The sequence below is a fragment of the Yoonia sp. SDW83-1 genome (assembly GCF_046762885.1).
In the GTDB taxonomy this organism is placed as follows: Bacteria; Pseudomonadota; Alphaproteobacteria; order Rhodobacterales; family Rhodobacteraceae; genus Yoonia.
In genome coordinates this window covers 100,929-119,130 of the sequence record NZ_JBKQXO010000011.1, presented here as the reverse complement: position 1 = coordinate 119,130, position 18,202 = coordinate 100,929, and the positions used below count along the sequence as shown (strand labels likewise).

General features: G+C 60.2%; 17 protein-coding genes. 12 read left to right on the top strand and 5 right to left on the bottom strand.

Features of this window, described 5'->3' with window-relative positions; genetic code table 11:
* Positions 1–5 precede the first annotated feature (5 nt).
* Complete coding sequence (locus tag ACFWW4_RS15230) at positions 6–1,226, bottom strand: urate hydroxylase PuuD (RefSeq protein ID WP_411891640.1); 1,221 nt, start codon at positions 1,224–1,226, stop codon at positions 6–8.
* A 90-nt stretch (positions 1,227–1,316) separates the two neighbouring features.
* Here ACFWW4_RS15230 and ACFWW4_RS15225 point away from each other — a divergent pair, with 90 nt between their 5' ends.
* The 4 genes from ACFWW4_RS15225 to ACFWW4_RS15210 are packed head-to-tail and all read left to right on the top strand — an operon-like array spanning position 1,317 to position 5,634.
* On the top strand, positions 1,317–2,237 hold the full coding sequence (locus ACFWW4_RS15225) for a LysR family transcriptional regulator (RefSeq protein ID WP_411891639.1): 921 nt from the start codon (positions 1,317–1,319) through the stop codon (positions 2,235–2,237).
* A gap of 60 nt (positions 2,238–2,297) precedes the next feature.
* Complete coding sequence (gene puuE, locus ACFWW4_RS15220) at positions 2,298–3,704, top strand: allantoinase PuuE (protein ID WP_411891638.1); 1,407 nt, start codon at positions 2,298–2,300, stop codon at positions 3,702–3,704.
* Positions 3,694–4,170: an ureidoglycolate lyase gene (locus tag ACFWW4_RS15215; protein WP_411891637.1), complete on the top strand. Its 477-nt coding sequence runs from the start codon at positions 3,694–3,696 to the stop codon at positions 4,168–4,170. Before puuE ends, ACFWW4_RS15215 begins: the two co-directional genes overlap by 11 nt.
* Positions 4,171–4,206: 36 nt before the next feature.
* Complete coding sequence (locus ACFWW4_RS15210; RefSeq protein ID WP_411891636.1) at positions 4,207–5,634, top strand: uracil-xanthine permease family protein; 1,428 nt, start codon at positions 4,207–4,209, stop codon at positions 5,632–5,634.
* Between the two features lie 68 nt (positions 5,635–5,702).
* On the opposite strand, the gene bhcD is transcribed toward ACFWW4_RS15210, so the two are convergent.
* The 4 genes from bhcD to bhcA all read right to left on the bottom strand — a co-directional run bounded on the left by bhcD (position 5,703) and on the right by bhcA (position 10,104).
* On the bottom strand, positions 5,703–6,668 hold the full coding sequence (bhcD, locus tag ACFWW4_RS15205; protein ID WP_411891635.1) for an iminosuccinate reductase BhcD: 966 nt from the start codon (positions 6,666–6,668) through the stop codon (positions 5,703–5,705).
* 99 nt (positions 6,669–6,767) lie between these two features.
* Positions 6,768–7,931, bottom strand: coding sequence for a 3-hydroxy-D-aspartate aldolase BhcC (bhcC, locus tag ACFWW4_RS15200; RefSeq protein ID WP_411891634.1), 1,164 nt, complete (start codon positions 7,929–7,931; stop codon positions 6,768–6,770).
* A gap of 11 nt (positions 7,932–7,942) precedes the next feature.
* The gene (bhcB, locus tag ACFWW4_RS15195) at positions 7,943–8,914 is read right to left on the bottom strand and encodes a beta-hydroxyaspartate dehydratase BhcB (RefSeq protein ID WP_411891633.1); all 972 of its coding nucleotides are present in this window, start codon (positions 8,912–8,914) and stop codon (positions 7,943–7,945) included.
* Entirely contained in the window at positions 8,914–10,104 is a 1,191-nt protein-coding gene (gene bhcA, locus ACFWW4_RS15190; RefSeq protein WP_411891632.1) for an L-aspartate--glyoxylate aminotransferase BhcA, read from the bottom strand. The genes bhcB and bhcA overlap by 1 nt, the downstream gene beginning before the upstream one ends.
* 165 nt (positions 10,105–10,269) lie before the next feature.
* On the opposite strand from bhcA, the gene bhcR reads away from it, so the two are divergent.
* The 8 genes from bhcR to ACFWW4_RS15150 all read left to right on the top strand — a co-directional run bounded on the left by bhcR (position 10,270) and on the right by ACFWW4_RS15150 (position 18,087).
* Positions 10,270–11,097 (top strand): HTH-type transcriptional regulator BhcR, encoded by an 828-nt coding sequence (bhcR, locus tag ACFWW4_RS15185; RefSeq protein ID WP_411891631.1) that lies wholly within the window; start codon positions 10,270–10,272, stop codon positions 11,095–11,097.
* Between the two features lie 46 nt (positions 11,098–11,143).
* On the top strand, positions 11,144–12,304 hold the full coding sequence (gene pobA, locus ACFWW4_RS15180) for a 4-hydroxybenzoate 3-monooxygenase (protein ID WP_411891630.1): 1,161 nt from the start codon (positions 11,144–11,146) through the stop codon (positions 12,302–12,304).
* A gap of 9 nt (positions 12,305–12,313) precedes the next feature.
* Positions 12,314–12,688 (top strand): 4-carboxymuconolactone decarboxylase, encoded by a 375-nt coding sequence (pcaC, locus tag ACFWW4_RS15175; protein ID WP_411891629.1) that lies wholly within the window; start codon positions 12,314–12,316, stop codon positions 12,686–12,688.
* Entirely contained in the window at positions 12,681–13,400 is a 720-nt protein-coding gene (gene pcaH / locus ACFWW4_RS15170; protein WP_411891628.1) for a protocatechuate 3,4-dioxygenase subunit beta, read from the top strand. The genes pcaC and pcaH overlap by 8 nt, the downstream gene beginning before the upstream one ends.
* Positions 13,400–13,882, top strand: a complete 483-nt coding sequence (locus ACFWW4_RS15165) for a protocatechuate 3,4-dioxygenase subunit alpha (RefSeq protein ID WP_411891627.1) — start codon at positions 13,400–13,402, stop codon at positions 13,880–13,882. Before pcaH ends, ACFWW4_RS15165 begins: the two co-directional genes overlap by 1 nt.
* Positions 13,883–14,159: 277 nt before the next feature.
* Positions 14,160–15,320 (top strand): acyl-CoA dehydrogenase family protein, encoded by a 1,161-nt coding sequence (locus tag ACFWW4_RS15160; protein WP_411891626.1) that lies wholly within the window; start codon positions 14,160–14,162, stop codon positions 15,318–15,320.
* A complete protein-coding gene (locus ACFWW4_RS15155; RefSeq protein ID WP_411891625.1) occupies positions 15,320–17,308 on the top strand; it encodes an acetate--CoA ligase family protein in 1,989 nt (662 codons plus the stop codon). Before ACFWW4_RS15160 ends, ACFWW4_RS15155 begins: the two co-directional genes overlap by 1 nt.
* Positions 17,305–18,087, top strand: a complete 783-nt coding sequence (locus ACFWW4_RS15150) for a carnitinyl-CoA dehydratase (protein WP_411891624.1) — start codon at positions 17,305–17,307, stop codon at positions 18,085–18,087. The genes ACFWW4_RS15155 and ACFWW4_RS15150 overlap by 4 nt, the downstream gene beginning before the upstream one ends.
* The last annotated feature ends 115 nt before the right edge of the window (positions 18,088–18,202 follow it).

The following is an 18,202-nucleotide window of genomic DNA, read 5'->3' as shown; positions in this document are numbered from 1 at the left end:
CCATCCTACGATCCGGCCCGATACCAGGCGATCAGCTTGGCCCGGTCCTCTGGCCCTAAGTTGGTGATGTTGGCGGGTGGCATGGCGTGGCTGACCCCGGCCTGCAGATAGATTTGCCGTGCGTACCGTGCGATGTCGCTTTCGGTTTCGAGGAAGACCCCCTTTGGCGCCCATTGCGTGTTGCCCCAGACCGGTTCGCGCGCGTGGCACATCGAACAGCGGCCGATGACGATGTCATGCGCCTCTTCAAACCCTGCCGCGCTCGCAAAGCGTTGTTCGTACGGCGTGAGCGCGCGCGCCTCGGCCTCTTCATAGCTGTCATGACCCGGTTGGGTGGACAGCCATGCGATCAGGATGAATAGGATCACGGTGACCGCCCATGTCCATGATGGCTTACCTTTGCGCGCATGCATGGAGTTGAAGTAATGCCGGATCGTGACGCCCATCAGGAACACCAGCGCGGCGATGATCCATGCATATTCGGTGCCGAAAGCCAGCGGATAGTGGTTCGACAGCATCAGGAAGATCACCGGCAGGGTGAGGTAATTGTTATGGGTCGACCGCAGCTTGGCGATCTTGCCGTATTTGGCATCCGGTGTGCGCCCGGCTTTCAGGTCGGCCACCACGATCCGCTGGTTCGGCATGATGATGAAGAAGACGTTGGCCGTCATGATTGTGGCTGTGAAAGCGCCAAGATGCAGCAGGGCCGCCCGCCCGGTGAAGACCTGATTATAGCCCCAGGACATCGCCACCAGCAGCATGAACAGCAGCAGCATCAAGGTTGTGGGCTGTTCGCCCAAGGGCGATTTGCAGAGCAGGTCATAGATGATCCAGCCCACGGCAAGCGATGCGGCAGAGATCAGAATGCCTTGCCAGATTGCCAGATCTGCCTTGTTGGGGTCGATCAGGTAAAGCTCGGCCCCGACCCAATAGACGACCGCGAGCAGGGCGAAGCCTGACAGCCATGTCCAGTAACTTTCCCATTTGAACCAGGTCAGGTGTTCGGGCATCGCGGCGGGGGCGACCAGGTATTTCTGGATGTGGTAAAACCCGCCGCCATGGACCTGCCATTCTTCACCATCTGCGGGACCAGCGATATCGCGGTTCAGCGACAGGTCGAGCGCGATGAAATAGAACGATGATCCGATCCAGGCGATCGCCGTGATCACATGCAGCCAGCGCACTGCAAAGGCGATCCAGTCCCACAAGATTGCAATGTCATACATGGCACGTCCCCTTTTTCACCCAGTCTAGTCAGGGCGTTGGTTTTCTTGTATTCCCTGATATTGCAAGGCTCTATCAAAAATTGCGAAATAATGTCGTATCTTGAAAATATCCGGACCTTCGTGCGGGTCTACGAGTTGGGGTCGATGTCGGCGGCTGGCCGCGATTTGCGGATATCGCCTGCGGTCACATCAGCCCGGATATCGGCGTTGGAGGATCATCTGGCGGTGCGCCTGTTCCAGCGGACCACGCGCAGCCTGACGCCCACAGCGCAGGGCAAGGCGTTTTATGGCGGGGCCTGTTCCGTGTTGGACGCGGTGGATTATGCCGAGGCGCAGGTCACCGATCTGACCGAAAACCCGAAGGGGTTGCTGCATGTGGCCGCCCCCTTGGGCGTCGGGCGGCGGCTGATCGCGCCGCATGTGCCGGATTTCACGGCTGAATACCCGTTGATTGACGTGCGTCTGCGCATGACAGACCGGAATGTGGACATGACGGCAGAGGGCCTTGATCTGGCGTTTCATCTGGGCAAACCCGCCGACAGCAACCTGCGTATTCGCAAGATCGCGGATGTGGCGCGGGTGCTGGTCGCGTCGCCTGCCTATATCGCGCGACGTGGGCATCCGGTGGATGGGGCCGCGCTGGTCGGTGACGGTCATGATTGCCTGAACCTGCGGTTTCCGGGCGCGTCGGAGTTTCAGTGGCGGCTGATGACGGCGGACGGCCCGCAGAAATTCCGCGTCGCCGGGCGGTTGGAAAGCGATGATGGCGATGTGCTGACCGATTGGGCGTTGGCAGGGCAGGGGGTCGCTCTGAAACCGCGTTTCGAAGTGGCCGAGCATCTGGCATCTGGCGCATTGATCCCGGTGGCCGAGGCGACCCCGCCGGAACCGGTGCAGATGGCGTGCCTTTATACCCATCGTCGGCATCAGGACCCTAAAACCCGTCTGTTCATGGAATTCATGACGGGCCGCATTGCCAGCGCGATTAAAGCCGCCGAAAGTGTTTCGTGAAGAATTTGAAAAACGCCAGGGATTTTTCAGATTAACCTGACAATGAATGGGAGTAAGCGCGTGAAAAGATATCCACGTGATATGATCGGCTATGGGGCGCACCCGCCTGACCCGCAGTGGCCCGGCGGGGCGCGGATTGCCGTGCAGATTGTCCTGAATTACGAGGAAGGCGGCGAGAATAGCGTGCTGCATGGGGATGCCGCATCAGAGGCCTTCCTGTCCGAGATTGTTGGCGCTGCTGCATGGCCCGGTCAGCGCCACTGGAACATGGAAACCATCTATGAATACGGGGCGCGCGCCGGGTTCTGGCGGTTGCACCGGACGATGGCTGACTTGCCAGTGACCGTTTACGGGGTCGCAACCGCACTGGCCCGCGCGCCGGAACAGGTCGCGGCGATGAAGGATGCGGGCTGGGAAATTGCCAGCCACGGACTGAAATGGGTCGAATACAAGGACGCGCCAGAGGATGTGGAGCGTGCCCACATGGAACAGGCGATCCGCCTGCATACCGAGGTCGTGGGTGCGCCGCCGCGCGGCTGGTACACGGGCCGTTGTTCGATGAATACGGTTCGGCTGGCCGCCGAAACCGGGCAGTTTGCCTACGTCGCTGACAGCTATGCTGATGATCTGCCTTACTGGATGGAGTTCGGGCGGCGCGACCAGTTGATCGTACCCTATACGCTGGATGCCAACGACATGCGCTTTGCCACGCCGCAGGGGTTCAACGCGGGGGCGCAGTTTCTGGAATATCTGAAGGCCAGCTTTGATGCGCTCTACCGCGAAGGCGGGCGGATGATGTCCATCGGATTGCATTGCCGCCTGATTGGGCGGCCCGGACGGGCAGAGGCGTTGCGGGAGTTCATTGAATATGTCCAAAGTCATGAAGGCGTCTGGTTCGCCACCCGCGAACAGATTGCCGACCATTGGGCCGAAACCCATCCGCATCAGCGCTGGGCGCGCCCAGCGCAGATGGACAAGGCGACGTTCATGCAGAATTTCGACCATGTCTTCGAACATTCGCCTTGGGTGGAAGATCGGGCCTTCGATCTGGAGCTTGGCACTGTTCATGACACCGCGACCGGGCTGCATAATGCGATGTGCCGGGCATTCCGGGCTGCGTCTGAGGAAGAGCGGCTGAGCGTCCTAACGGCCCACCCTGATCTTGCAGGCAAACTCGCCGCGGCCAAGCGGCTGACGGCGGAAAGCACGGCAGAGCAGGCCAGTGCCGGTCTGGATGCGTTGACGGACAATGAACGCGCCGAATTTGCGGCGCAAAACGCGGCATATACCGAAAAATTCGGCTTTCCTTTCATCATTGCGGTCCGCGATCACGACAAGGCGTCGATCAAGGCTGCATTCGCGGCGCGGCTGGAAAATGATCGGGCGACTGAGTTCGCAGAGGCCTGCCTTCAGGTCGAACGCATCGCCCTGCACCGGCTGAAAGACATGCTGCCCCATGACCCGTGACATTGCCATAACCCCTCTGACAGCCGAAGCATTCGCGCCATTTGGGGATGTGCTGAATTGCGACGGGGATCCGGACAAGATCATCAATGCGGGGCTGTGCGGGCGGTTTCACGACCGGGCGCAGGTCGATTGCGATGGCCGTGTGGGCATCAGCCTGTTCCGGTCAGAGCTGCGGCAATTGCCCTACAAGCTGGATCTGGTGGAACGACATCCACTTGGGTCACAGGCCTTCATCCCGATGAGCATGGACCCGTTTCTGGTCATCGTGGCCGACGCCGATCTTCAGCCACAGGCCTTCATCACCGCCCCGGGAGAGGGCATCAATTTCCACCGTGGGGTCTGGCATGGGGTACTCACCCCGTTAACAGGCCCCGGCCTTTTTGCCGTGATCGACCGGATCGGCGAAGGCGACAATCTGGAGGAGCATCATTTTACCGCGCCTTACCGCGTGATTTTCGACGAGTGACCGGCGCGTAAGATCGGCAACAACAGGGGACGACCAATGACAACTTCATCCATCGGGACGCCGGACCAACTGCGCGATCCCAATTATACACCCGCCCTGTACAGGGCCATACCGTTGGGTATCCAGCACGTGCTGGCGATGTTCGTATCCAATGTCACGCCAGCCATCATCGTGGCAGGGGCTGCGGGTTTCGGGTTTGGATCAAACTCGCCCGATTTTCCGGAGCTTCTGTATCTGATTCAGATGTCGATGCTGTTTGCAGGCGTGGCGACACTGCTGCAAACCATCTCAATCGGACCGGTTGGGGCCAAACTGCCGATTGTGCAGGGCACATCCTTTGCGTTCATCCCGATCATGATCCCATTGGTCGCGGGCAAAGGCGTGGATGGGCTGGCGGCACTTTTCGGTGGCGTCATCATTGGGGGCCTATTTCACGCTGTCCTTGGCGTGTTCATTGGCCGGATCCGGTTTGCCTTGCCGCCGCTGGTCACTGGGTTGGTGGTCACGATGATTGGTCTGGCGCTGGTCAAAGTCGGCATCCAATACGCGGCTGGCGGCGTGCCTGCCATCGGGACACCCGAATATGGCTCGCTTTTGAACTGGTCTGCCGCGCTGGTCGTGATCATCGTTACGCTGGGCATGAAGTTTTTCACTTCCGGCATGCTTTCCGTGTCAGCCGTGCTGATCGGTCTGATCGTCGGCTATTGCTATGCGCTGGGCGTGGGTATTCTGGAATGGTCTGCCGTGACCGGTTCGTGGGAAAGGTCTGCCGCCTTCGCATTGCCGCAGCCGTTCAAATATGGGTTCGAATTTAGCGCTGCTGCGATTATCGGCTTCTGCCTGATGGCCTTTATCTCTGCCATTGAAACGGTGGGCGATGTGTCCGGGATTACCAAAGGTGGTGCCGGGCGCGAGGCCACGGATAAAGAGATCGAAGGGGCCACCTATGCCGATGGTTTTGGCACCGCAATTGCCGGTATCTTTGGCGGCTTCCCGAACACATCGTTCAGCCAGAACGTGGGCCTGATCGCCATGACTGGCGTGATGAGCAGGCATGTCGTGACCTGCGGCGCGATCTTCCTGATCATCTGTGGGCTGGTGCCCAAGGTCGGCGGCGTGATCCGCACCGTCCCGATTGAGGTGCTGGGTGGTGGCGTGATCGTCATGTTCGGTATGGTGGTTGCTGCCGGTATCTCGATGCTGTCAGACGTGAACTGGAACCGCCGCAACATGGTGATCTTTGCGATTGCCCTGTCCATCGGTCTTGGGCTGCAACTGGAACCCGGCGCCGTTGCTGGCCTGCCGGATACAGCGCGCATCCTGATGACGTCTGGCCTGCTGCCCGCAGCATTCATCGCGATTGTGCTGAACCTGCTGTTGCCTGAGGAGCTGTCTGGCGAAGCAACGGATGAGGTTGCGGGTGGCCTGTCTGGCAACGGGCAAGGGTCGCTGAACGGCGACTAATTGCTGTCACCCGAACAAAGAAAGCCCCCGCATTTGCGGGGGCTTTTGCGTTTCGCAGAGTTCGCGCCCTAAAAATCGACCTCGATTGCAACTCCCTTTTCGATCGCCCGATCAACGACTGAGGCGGCAACAGCGAGGTCCTGCAAACCCACACCGGTCCCGTCGAACAGGGTGATCTCGTCATCGCTGTTGCGCCCGGGATGCGTGCCGTTGATGACGGCACCGATTTCGGTGATGTCGTCCTTGGTTTTCAACCCGGCCTTTACCACGTGTTGCGCCTCGCCCAAAGTCACGGATTGTGCGATCTCGTCGGTGAATACGGTGGCCTTGACGACCAGATCGGTTTCGCATTCCTGTTTGCCGATAGTGTCAGTCCCCATACAGGCCACATGAGTGCCGGGGCTGATATGGGCCGCGCCGAAGATGGGTGAGAAGACGGAGGTGATGGAGATGACAACGTCTGCTTCGACCATACCGTCAAGGCTGACTTCTTCAAACGGCACACCCGCTTCCTTTGCCACTTCGGCCAGACCGGGCAGCATTTCGGGGTGGTAGTTCCAGCCGATGACCTTTTCGAAATTGTGGGTTTCCAGTGCCGCGCGCAACTGGAACTTCGCCTGATGGCCCGCGCCGATCATGCCCATGACCTTGGCGTCCTTGCGGGCCAGATGTTTGATCGACACGGATGATGCGGCCGCGGTGCGCAGTGCTGTCAGCAGATTGCCCCCGACCATGGCGGCCACCTTGCCGGTGTCAGGGTCGAACAGGAACACAGTGGATTGGTGGTTGATCAGCCCGCGCCGTTCCAGATTGTGCGGCCAGTACCCGCCGGCCTTCAGGCCTAGCGACATGCCCTTGCCATCAAACCCGCCCTTGAAGCCGTAAAGCGCGTCTTCGTGGCCAATCGCCTCTCGGACCACGGGGAAGTTGTAGGCATCGCCTGCCGCCATGGCTGCAAAAACCTGCTCAACGGCGGTGAACGAGTCGGCGCGTGTGAGGATATCCGCAATCGCGGCTTCGGGGACGATGATCATGGTACGGTTTCCCTATGTGTGACGCAGCCCCGGGCGTGACCCGGGGCCTCGTGGTGTTGCGTTTGAGGTCCCGGATCGGGGTCCGGGACTGCGTGGCACTTAGTAGGCTTTGCCGCGTGCGGACACGGGCCAGAGCGTTTCGACCTTGCCGTTCCGCACGCCCACATACCAGTCATGCACGTTGCAGGTCGGGTCGCAGTGGCCCGGCACCAGTTTCAGCTTGTCATTGACCTTGAGCACGCCGTCGGGGTCGGCCACGACACCATGTTCGTCGGAGCATTTGACGTATTCCACATCGTCACGTCCGTAGATCGTGGGCAAGCCGCTATCGACCGACTGCGCCTTCAGCCCTGCATCCACGATGGCCTTGTCCGCCTTGGCGTGGCTCATGACGGAGGTCAGGATAAACAGCGCGTTTTCCCATTCGTTTTCGTCAATCCGGTTGCCATCCTTGTCAAGGATACGGCCATAATCTGCATCCATGAAGGCGTAAGACCCACACTGCAGTTCGTTGAACACGCCCGAATTGCTTTCGAAATAATAGGACCCCGTGCCGCCACCACCGACGATATCAGACTCGATACCTTCAGCCTTCAGCATGTCGAGCGTTTCGCGGACCTGATCGATGGCGATTGTTGTTTTGGCTTTACGCTCTTCATAGTCATCAAGATGCTGCATCGCGCCCTGATAGGCCTGGATGCCTGCATATTTCAGGCCGGGGGCCGCGTCGATCGCCTTGGCCAGATCAACAACCGGCTGACCATATTGCACGCCACAGCGGCCTGCGCCCACGTCGATTTCCACCAGACATTCGATGGTTGTGCCATGCTTTTGCGCGGCGGCAGACAGATCGGCCACATTGTCGATATCATCGACACAGCAAATGGTCCGCGCGCCCAGCTTGGGCATCCGGGCCAGACGGTCGATCTTTTGCGGATCGCGCACCTGGTTGGACACCAGTACATCCTTGATGCCGCCACGGGCGAACACCTCGGCCTCGGAAACTTTCTGGCAGCAGACACCGACAGATCCGCCCAGCTTTTCCTGTAGCAGGGCGACATCAACCGATTTGTGCATCTTGCCGTGGACCCGGTGGCGCATGCCGTGGGATTTGGCATAGTCGCCCATCTTCTTGATGTTGCGTTCCAGCGCGTCCAGATCCAGCACAAGGCAGGGGGTCTGGATATCAGCCTCGTCCATGCCGGGGATGGCCGGCACGTCATAGCCGACTTCAAGGTTTTTCAGGTTGCTCATATCGTTCATTTTCTTCCTCCTCAGCCCTGCATCCAGGGCAGTTTATCCAGATCGACATTGCCGCCGGTGATCACCACACCGACGCGTTTGCCTGCAAAAAAGTCGCGGTTCTTGATGATTGTGGCGAGTGGCACGGCGCAGCTTGGCTCCATCACGATTTTCATGCGCTGCCATGTCAGCTTCATCGCGTCGATGATCTCCTGCTCTGACGCCGTGAAGATATCGGTCACATGGTTGCTGACGAAGTGCCAGGTCAGCTCTTTCAGCGGGACCTTCAAGCCATCCGCGATGGTGACCGGCGCATCATCGGCGATGATATGACCGGCCTTGAAGCTGCGATAGGCGTCGTCGGCCTGTTCTGGTTCCGATGCGATGATCTGCACCTCTGGCGCGATGTTCGACAGGGTCAGGCAGGTGCCTGAAATCATCCCGCCGCCACCGATAGGGGCAACCATGATATCCACGCCATCGGTCTGTTCCATAAATTCGCGGCTACAGGTGCCCTGGCCCGCAATCACGCGGGGATCGTTATAAGGATGCACAAAATCACCACCGGTCTTGGCCTGCACTTGGGCGAACACCTCCTCACGCGATGTGGTGGATGGCTCACATTCCGTGATGATCCCGCCATAGCCTTTCACCGCATCCTTTTTGGCCTGTGGCGCTGTGCGTGGCATGACCACGTTGCAGGGGATGCCACGGCGGCCCGCCGCGTAGGACAGCGACAGCGCGTGGTTGCCGGACGAATGGGTGCAGACGCCTTTCTTGGCGTCTTCATCGCTTAAACCAAACACCGCGTTGGACGCTCCGCGCACCTTGAACGCACCCGCCTTTTGAAAGTTCTCGCATTTAAAGAACAGTTCGGCCCCGGTCAGATCATTCAGATAGCTTGAGGTCAGGACGGGGGTCCGGTGGATATACGGTTTGATCCGCTCATGCGCTGCGATCACATCGTCAAAGGTTGGGATATACATGTCTGTGATATCTTTCATCACGCTGCATCCTTGAGTTTTTGGGCCGTGTGCCCGCGATAGTAATCCTGAGCCGCCGCGACGCCGGAGCCGAGTTTGACATCCAGCCCCAGATCGACCATGCACATTTCCGCCGTTGCGATACCGGACAGGGCCATGACATCGGTCATGCTGCCCAGATGGCCGATGCGGAACACCTTGCCTGCGACCTCGCCCAAACCGGTGCCAAAGGCGACGCCGTATTTTTCGGCGGCCAGTGTCACGATGTCCGAGGCGTTGAACCCTTCAGGCGTCAAGATAGCGCTGACTGAGTCGGATTCCACATCTGGGCTGGCCGCACAGAGTTTCAGGCCCCACGCGTCAACAGCAGCCCGCACGCCGGACGCGATGCGATGGTGGCGGGCAAAAACGTTATCCAGCCCTTCTTTCAGCAGTGTTTCGGTGGACAGCAGCAGCCCGTTCATCAAGCCGACAGCGGGTGTGTAAGGATAAGCGTTGGCGGCATAACCAGCGGTCATGTCGTTGATATCAAAGAATGTGCGTGGCAGTTTGGCCGTCTTGGTCGCATCCAGCGCGCGCTGGCTGAACCCGACAATGGCAAGGCCCGCAGGCAGCATGAACCCCTTTTGCGACCCGGTCACGGCGATATCGACGCCCCATTCGTCAAACCGGAAATCCATCGACCCGATGGAACTCACGCCGTCGACGAACAGCATTGCCGGGTGCCCTGCGGCATCCATTGCATTGCGGATCGCGCGGATATCGGATTTCACGCCGGTCGCGGTTTCGTTATGGGTGGCCAGCACCGCCTTGATCGTGTGGCCGGTGTCGGCCATCAGCGCTTCGGCCATTTCGCCGGCTGGAATGCCCTGACCCCAAGGTGTTTCGATCACCTGCATATCCAGCCCGTGACGCTGGCACATGTCGATCCATTTGTGGCTGAACATCCCGTTGCGGCAGGCCAGCACGGTATCGCCGGGCGACAGCGTGTTGGTCAGGGCCGTTTCCCAGCCGCCGGTGCCGGTGGATGGAAAGATGAAAATCTCGGCACTGTCAGATTTCAGGACCTGCTGTACGTTGGCCCGCACAGGATGCAGGATCTGGCCAAACAAGGGCGACCGATGGTCGATCGTGGGCATGTCACACGCCTTGCGGATCGCCTCGGGCATGTTGGTGGGGCCGGGAATAAAGACGGGGTTCTGAAAACTCATTGGCCTATCCTCCATTAGGTTGATGGTGTTTTGCCAGATGCCCCTGCGTCACTCAATTTTTTTGAAATTATTTTTCAGAAACTGGATGACTGGAAAAACTGTTTATTGTCAGACGGTTGCATTTTTCATATTATGAAACTGTTTTTCATGTGAGGGAAGAGAATCGTGGAAGAAGACACCAAACGCGCCCGTGGTCGCCCCAAGGCGTGGGATGACAAAGGCCAGCAGAACACGATCAAATCGCTGGATCGCGCGCTGGAGGTGCTGGTGGAGTTGGGCAATATGGGCGGCGGCACCTTGTCAGAGATTGCGGGCACCTTGGATCAGTCCCCGGCCACTGTCTATCGGGTGCTAACGACGTTTCAGGGCCGCGGCTTTGCTGATTTTGACGAACAGTCACAGGTCTGGAATATCGGGGCCGCGGCCTTCCTGACGGGCTCGCAGTTTCTGCGCCGCACCTCGCTGGTTGAGCGGGCGCGACCCATTATGCGCGAGTTGATGGAGGCGACGGGAGAGACCGCCAATCTGGGGATCGAGCGCGATGGCAAGGTTCTGTTCCTCGGGCAGGTCGAAACACATGCCACGATCCGCGCCTTCTTTCCGCCCGGCACCGCGTCGGCCATGCATGCCTCTGGCATTGGCAAGGCGCTCTTGTCCCGCATGGACGATGCGCGCCAGCGGCAGGTGCTGGCGGCGAGCAAGCTGGAACAGTTTACCCCGCATACGCTGACCGACCCCGAGGCGATGATCGCCGATCTGCATGCGACCAAGGCGCGGGGTTATGCGATTGACGGGGAGGAACGAAACCTTGGCATGCGCTGCATTGCCGCCCCTGTCTATAACGTGTTTGGAGAGGCGGTGGCGGGCATTTCCGTCTCTGGTCCGACATCCCGCATTACCGAAGATCGCATTGCCGAACTGGCCGAACCGGTGATGGCGGCTGCGGCGCGGCTGACCACGGCCATTGGCGGCAATAACCGCCCTGCGGGGTGATTTACTTTGCTCGGTACTGCCGCCAAACTGGCCGCGGGAGGATATCGTGAAGACACAAGTTGCCATTATCGGCGGCGGCCCTTCGGGGCTACTTTTGGGTCAGCTGCTGCACCGGCGCGGGATCGATACGGTCGTGCTGGAACGCAAGACCCGCGATTATGTATTGTCGCGGATCAGGGCTGGTGTGCTGGAACAGGGGCTGGTCGATCTGATGGAGGAGGCGGGCTGCGGCGACCGGATGCAGCGCGAGGGCATCCGCCATGATGGTACGCTGATTTCCTATGGAGATCAGATGTTTCGGGTGGATTTCACTGAACATACGGGCCGCCCGGTGATGGTCTACGGCCAGACCGAAGTGACCCGCGATCTTTACGATGCCCGCACAGCCGAAACGGTGTTCAATGTCGATAAGGTCCGGATCTGCGATGCGGATACTGATGCGCCTTATGTGACCTATACCGTGGATGGCGCGCCGCAACGCATTGACTGTGATTTTGTCGCTGGATGCGACGGGTTTCACGGCATCAGCCGCAACACGATCCCGCTGTCGGTGCGGCGCGAGTATGAGAAGGTTTATCCGTTTGGCTGGCTGGGCGTGCTGTCGGAAACGCCACCGGTTAACGAAGAGTTAATTTATGCCAATTCCGAGCGCGGATTTGCGCTCTGTTCCATGCGCAACCCGCAACTCAGCCGCTATTACATCCAGTGTTCGCTGGCCGATAGCGTGGCCGATTGGACCGATGATGCGTTCTGGGCCGAGCTGAAACGCCGTTTGCCACCCGATCAGGCGCAGGCCCTTGTCACCGGCCCGTCGATTGAAAAATCGATCGCTCCACTGCGATCTTTCGTGACCGAGCCGATGCGCTGGGGGCGCTTGTTTTTGTGCGGTGACGCCGCCCATATCGTGCCGCCCACGGGGGCCAAGGGGCTGAACACCGCGGCGTCGGACGTGCATTACCTGTACCAAGGTTTGCGCCAGTATTATGAAGATGGGGTTACCGACGGGATCGACGCCTATTCCGAACAAGCGCTTGCGCGGGTCTGGAAGGTAGAGCGGTTTAGCTGGTGGTTCAGTTCGCTGATGCACCGCTATCCCGATCAGTCGGAATTCGATCTGCGGATACAGCGGGCTGAGTTGGAGTTTCTGCGCAGCAACAGGGCCGCGCAGGCGGCAATGGCGCAGAATTACGTTGGATTGCCATATTAGGGGAATGTCATGGACCGATATGAAAAGGGTGAGGCGCGGCGCAGGCAGGTCCTGGGTGATGCGCATGTAGATGCCTCGCAGGCGCGCCAGACCGCTTTGGATGAGCCGTTTCAGACACTTGTGACCGAAGGGGCATGGGGTACTGTCTGGGCCTCAGACGCGATCAGCTTGCGCGAGCGGTCGATGATCACGCTGGCACTGCTGGCCGCGACCAAGAACTTCCACGAGATGCCGATGCATATCCGCGCCACCGCCAATACCGGGGCCAGCGAAAGGGATGTCATGGAGGCGCTGCAGCATGTCGCCATCTATGCGGGCGTGCCTGCGGCCAATCACGCGGTGAAGATCGCCAAGGAGGTGTTTGCGGAGATGCGCGGTGAATGAGTTTCCGCCACGGGATCGGGCGCGGCATCCGTCAGCGCTTTATGAGCCTTACAAATCGACGCGGCTGCGTGCCCCGCAACAGCCGTTGTTGCAGATGCCGACCGGCCCGGCAGAGGAAAGCGGGCCTGTCTTTGGTTCTGATCTGATCGGACCGCAGGATGCTGATCTTATTCATAATTTCGCGGCGGAAGGTGGGACTGCCATCGGCCCTCGGATCGTGGTGCATGGCCGCGTGATGGATGAGTTCGGGCGCCCGGTGCCGCGTGCCTTGCTGGAGGTGTGGCAAGCCAATGCCGGGGGCCGTTACCGCCACAAGCGCGAGGGGTATCTGGCCCCGCTTGATCCTAATTTCGGCGGCTGTGGGCGCGTGATGACGGGCGATGATGGGGCATATCGGTTCCACACGATCATGCCGGGGGCCTATCCCTGGCCGAATGGGCCGAATAGCTGGCGGCCGGCGCATATTCATTTTTCCCTTTTCGGTCAGGCCTTTGCCCAGCGGCTGGTGACGCAGATGTATTTCGAAGGTGATCCGTTGATCCCGCTTTGCCCCATCGTGCAATCGGTGCCGGATACGGATGGTGTCGCTGCGTTGACCGCAACGCTGGATATGGATGCGGCGGTGCCGATGGACAGCCTGGCCTATCGTTTCGATATCGTGCTGCGCGGGCGGCGGCAGACACCGTTTGAAAACAGACCGGAGGGCATGTGATGGCGCGCGAAACACCGTCGCAGACGGCAGGGCCCTATGTGCATATCGGGCTGATGCCCAATGCGGCGGGGATTTTTGGGATTTATGGCCAAGACATTGGGGCTGTTATGGTTTCTGACCCTGATGCAGTCCTGACAGGGTGTATCTACGACGGCGATGGCGCGCCGCTGACCGATGCGGTGATCGAGGTTTGGCAGGCAGATATCGGGGCGTTTGGCCGCTCTGCGGCGGATGCCGAAACAGGTGAATACCGGTTCGAAACCCGCCGCGCGGAGGATGCGTTTCTGACGCTTTGGATCATTGCGCGGGGGATCAATATCGGGCTGCATACACGGGCCTATTGGCCGGGGCAGGTGCCTGATCTGCCGGGGCTGGATGGGGCGCGGGCGCAGACGATGGTGATGCGCGAGGTGGGGCCGGGTGCATTCCGGTTTGATATTCATCTGCAGGGACCGGAGGAGACGGTTTTCCTTGATGTCTGAGCAACGTTCGGTGGGGTGCGCAACACCGGCGCTTTGCCGGTTTTTGCGGTTTTGCGGGAATCACCTGTTAATATTGGCGATGGGGCCAAAACGGGCTGTCGGCATCGCGTCGGATTTGCGTCGGCAAAGCGTCGGACCCCTTTGCCAGTATTACCCCCTTTAATGCCGCGCACGGTAGAATTGTGAATGCGCTGTTAAGGTTTTGACGCCACTGCGCAAATTCCGTTTGTCAGACCGGATGATCTGGTCCTAGGCTTCCCGAAACGGGAGGACTTGCATGAATTTTGGCCTGAGCGATGAGCAGGAGATGATCGTCTCGACCGTGCGGTCTTTTGTCGAGAACGAGATTTATCCGCATGAGGATCTGGTCGAGCGCACCGGCGAAGTTCCCGCCGATGTGGCTGAGGCGATCAAGGCCAAGACCAAAGAGCTTGGCTTCTATGCCTGCAATTTTCCAGAAAGTGTCGGGGGCGCGGGCCTGTCTCATGTCGATTTCGCGCTGGTGGAGCGTGAGTTGGGCCGGGGGTCCATGGCGCTGACCCATTTCTTTGGCCGGCCGCAGAATATCCTGATGGCCTGTGCGGGGGATCAGGTTGATCGGTATCTGCTGCCTGCGGTGCGCGGCGAACGCATGGATGCGCTGGCGATGACGGAACCCGATGCCGGATCGGATGTGCGGGGCATGAAATGCAGTGCCCGGCGCGATGGCGGCGATTGGGTGCTGAACGGGACCAAGCATTTCATCTCGGGCGCGGATCATGCCGATTTCTTCATCGTGTTCGTGGCGACGGGTGAGGATGACACCCCGCGCGGCCCGAAAAAGCGGATCACGACCTTTCTGGTGGATCGCGGCACGCCGGGCTTCACGGTGCGCGATGGTTACAAGTCGGTCAGCCATCGGGGTTACAAGAACATGATCCTGGAATTTGATGATTGCCGGTTGCCGGATGCCCAAGTTCTGGGGGCCGTGGATGGCGGCTTTGCGGTGATGAATGAATGGCTTTATGCCACGCGGATCACGGTGGCGACCATGTGTGTGGGCCGGGCGCGGCGTTGCTTTGATCTGGCGCTGGGCTATGCCGCCGAGCGCAAGCAGTTCGGACAGCCGATTGGCAAGTTTCAGGGCGTCAGTTTTCAGATCGCCGATATGGTGACCGAGATTGATGCCGCGGATTTCCTGACGCTGGCTGCCGCCTGGCGGCTGGATCAGGGATTGCCCGCCAATCGAGAGATCGCGAGTGCGAAGGTCTATGCCTCCGAGATGCTGGCGAAGGTCACCGATACGACCTTGCAGATTTTCGGCGGCATGGGGTTGATGGATGACTTTCCGGTGGAACGGTTCTGGCGCGATGCGCGGGTGGAACGGATCTGGGACGGCACTTCGGAAATTCAGCGCCACATCATCAGCCGCGAATTGCTGCGCCCCTTGGGGGCCTGATGGAACGTCTGCTGCGGCCCGCGTCGATTGCCGTGGTCGGTGGGGGGGCCTGGTGCCGCGCGGTGCTGGAACAGACCCTCAAGATCGGGTTTGCCGGGCCGGTCTGGCATGTGCATCCGACGGCAGAAGGGGCGTTTACCACGCTGGATGATCTGCCCGGTGTGCCGGACGCGGTTTATGTGGGCGTGAACCGGCAGGCGACCATCGGGGTGGTGGCCGCGCTGCGCGCAATGGGGGCGGGGGGTGCCGTCTGTTTTGCCAGCGGGTTCAAGGAGGCGGCGGATGGTGCCGGTCTGCATGATGCACTGTTGGAGGCGGCTGGCGACATGCCGGTGCTGGGACCGAATTGCTATGGTCTGCTGAATGCGCTGGACCGGGTTGCACTTTGGCCGGATCAGCATGGTCTGGTGCCGGTGGACCGGGGTGTGGCGATCATTGCGCAATCGTCGAATATCGCGATCAACCTGACCATGCAGCGCCGGGGGCTGCCGATTGCCTATGCCGTGACTGCGGGCAATCAGGCGCAGCAGGGGATGGCGCAGATTGGCGCGGCCTTGTTAGGCGACGACCGGGTCACGGCACTGGGTCTTTATGTGGAAAGTTTCGGCGATGTGCCGGGGTTTGAGGCCTTGGCCGCCCTTGCGGAGGAACTGGGCAAGCCCATCGTGGCTCTGAAGGTCGGACAGTCGGATGCGGCACAGCGCGCGACCGTGTCGCATACCGCGTCGCTGGCGGGCAGTGCGGCGGGGGCAGAGGCTTTACTGGCCCGGCTGGGGATTGCCAGCGTGTCGTCGCTGACGGTGTTTCTGGAAACGCTCAAGATCTTGCATTGCTTTGGCAGGTTGCCCGGTATGCGCATTGCGTCGCTCAGTTGTTCGGGGGGTGAGGCGAGCGTCATGGCCGATGCCGCGGCCCGTCACGGGCTGATATTTCCAACCCTTTCAGATGCGCAGCATGACGTTCTTTCGCCGCATCTCAGCCCGCTTGTCCAACTGACCAATCCGCTGGATTATCATACCGATATCTGGCGTAACAAACCGGCGATGCAGGCGGTTTTCGCGGCCATGGCTGGCGGGCAAGTGGACCTGACGATTGTGGTGCTGGATTTTCCGCATGCGGACCGGTGTTCGGTTGCCGACTGGATCACGACGGTCGAGGCGATTGAGGCTGCAGCGGCAGAGGCTGGCCAGTTTGCCGTGCTGGCCACGATGCCGGAGAATATGCCGGAGGAGATTGCGGCCCGCCTCATGGCGCAGGGTATTGTGCCGCTATCGGATGTTGATCAGGGGTTCATGGCGATCCGGGCTGCTGCATCGCCTGTTGCGTCACCTTTGCCCCCTGTCTGGCCCGTTGCGGTGCTGGACCGGACCCGGACACTGACCGAAGGCGAGGCCAAGGTCGCCTTGGCCGCCGCCGGAATGGATGTGCCGCGCCGTGTGTCTGGCGTGTCGCGGGATGGGTTGGCAGAGGCTGCCGCTGAGGTCGGCTTTCCTTTGGTTTTGAAAGGTGAAGGGGTCGCCCATAAGACCGAGAAGGGTGCTGTAGCCTTGGGCCTATCAGATGTGGCGGCGGTTCTGGCTGCGGCGGATGCAATGCAGGCGGACAGTTTCCTGATAGAAGAGATGATTGGCGGGGCGGTCGCGGAACTGCTTGTGGGTGTGGTGGCCGACCTCGCGCATGGCTTTGTGCTGACCCTTGCAGCGGGCGGTACGTTGACCGAATTGCTGCAGGATCGCCAGTCGCTGCTGTTGCCCGTGGATGCGGATGCCGTCCGCGCCGCGCTGGGCAGGTTGCGGATCGCGCCAATCTTGCAGGGTTATCGCGGCCAGCAGGGGGCCGATCTGGACGCGATTGTGCAGGCGGTCCTGCAATTGCAGGATTATGTAGGCGCGCATCGCGACGTGACGGAGATTGAGATCAACCCACTGATCTGTACAAAGGACAAGGCCGTCGTTGCCGACGCCCTGCTTGTGAAAGGGACATCATGACCAATCCGATCAAGACCCGCCGCGACGGTGGCGTGCTGGAGGTCACTCTGGACCGCCCCAAGGCCAATGCGATCGATCTGGCGACCAGCCGGATCATGGGCGATGTCTTTGTCGATTTTCGCGATGATCCTGAGTTGCGGGTCGCCATCGTGACCGGTGCGGGCGAGAAATTCTTTTGCCCCGGTTGGGATCTGAAGGCGGCTGCGGATGGTGACGCGGTGGATGGTGATTACGGGGTTGGTGGCTTTGGGGGCCTACAGGAACTGCGCGATCTGAACAAGCCGGTGATCGCCGCCGTCAACGGGATTTGCTGTGGCGGTGGGCTGGAACTGGCCTTGTCCACTGATATCATTCTGGCCGCCGATCATGCGACCTTTGCCTTGCCCGAAATCCGGTCGGGGACGGTTGCCGATGCGGCATCCATCAAGCTGCCCAAGCGCATTCCCTATCATATCGCGATGGAAATGCTGCTGACGGGCCGTTGGCTGGACGCGAAAGAGGCGCATCGCTGGGGCTTTGTGAACCAGATCCATGCGGCCGACGCCCTGATGGACCAGGCCTGGGAAATGGCGCGGATGCTGGCCAGCGGTCCGCCGCTGGTTTATGCGGCGATCAAGGAGGTCGTGCGCGACGCCGAGGACAGCAAGTTTCAGGACGCGCTGAACAGGATCACCGGACGGCAGTTGCGGACGGTCGATGTGCTTTATGGGTCAGAAGACAATCTGGAAGGCGCGCGCGCCTTTGCCGAAAAACGCGATCCGGTGTGGAGGGGGAAGTGAATGCCGCGCTGGGTCAGATCGCATCCGGTGATGCGTGCAAGGTTAGTGGCTGCGATCAGGAGCAGCGAAGCGCCAGCGATTAGAGAGTAAAACGGTTCATCTATTAAGTACCGGG

Excerpts from the sequence above, each read along its gene's own strand:
- ACFWW4_RS15230 (WP_411891640.1), bottom strand. The coding sequence starts at position 1,226 with ATGTATGACATTGCAATCTTGTGGGACTGGATCGCCTTTGCAGTGCGC.
- ACFWW4_RS15225 (WP_411891639.1), top strand. The coding sequence starts at position 1,317 with ATGTCGTATCTTGAAAATATCCGGACCTTCGTGCGGGTCTACGAGTTG.
- ACFWW4_RS15215 (WP_411891637.1), top strand. The coding sequence starts at position 3,694 with ATGACCCGTGACATTGCCATAACCCCTCTGACAGCCGAAGCATTCGCG.
- ACFWW4_RS15210 (WP_411891636.1), top strand. The coding sequence starts at position 4,207 with ATGACAACTTCATCCATCGGGACGCCGGACCAACTGCGCGATCCCAAT.
- bhcD (WP_411891635.1), bottom strand. The coding sequence starts at position 6,668 with ATGATCATCGTCCCCGAAGCCGCGATTGCGGATATCCTCACACGCGCC.
- bhcC (WP_411891634.1), bottom strand. The coding sequence starts at position 7,931 with ATGAACGATATGAGCAACCTGAAAAACCTTGAAGTCGGCTATGACGTG.
- bhcB (WP_411891633.1), bottom strand. The coding sequence starts at position 8,914 with ATGAAAGATATCACAGACATGTATATCCCAACCTTTGACGATGTGATC.
- bhcA (WP_411891632.1), bottom strand. The coding sequence starts at position 10,104 with ATGAGTTTTCAGAACCCCGTCTTTATTCCCGGCCCCACCAACATGCCC.
- pcaC (WP_411891629.1), top strand. The coding sequence starts at position 12,314 with ATGGACCGATATGAAAAGGGTGAGGCGCGGCGCAGGCAGGTCCTGGGT.
- ACFWW4_RS15165 (WP_411891627.1), top strand. The coding sequence starts at position 13,400 with ATGGCGCGCGAAACACCGTCGCAGACGGCAGGGCCCTATGTGCATATC.
- ACFWW4_RS15160 (WP_411891626.1), top strand. The coding sequence starts at position 14,160 with ATGAATTTTGGCCTGAGCGATGAGCAGGAGATGATCGTCTCGACCGTG.
- ACFWW4_RS15155 (WP_411891625.1), top strand. The coding sequence starts at position 15,320 with ATGGAACGTCTGCTGCGGCCCGCGTCGATTGCCGTGGTCGGTGGGGGG.
- ACFWW4_RS15150 (WP_411891624.1), top strand. The coding sequence starts at position 17,305 with ATGACCAATCCGATCAAGACCCGCCGCGACGGTGGCGTGCTGGAGGTC.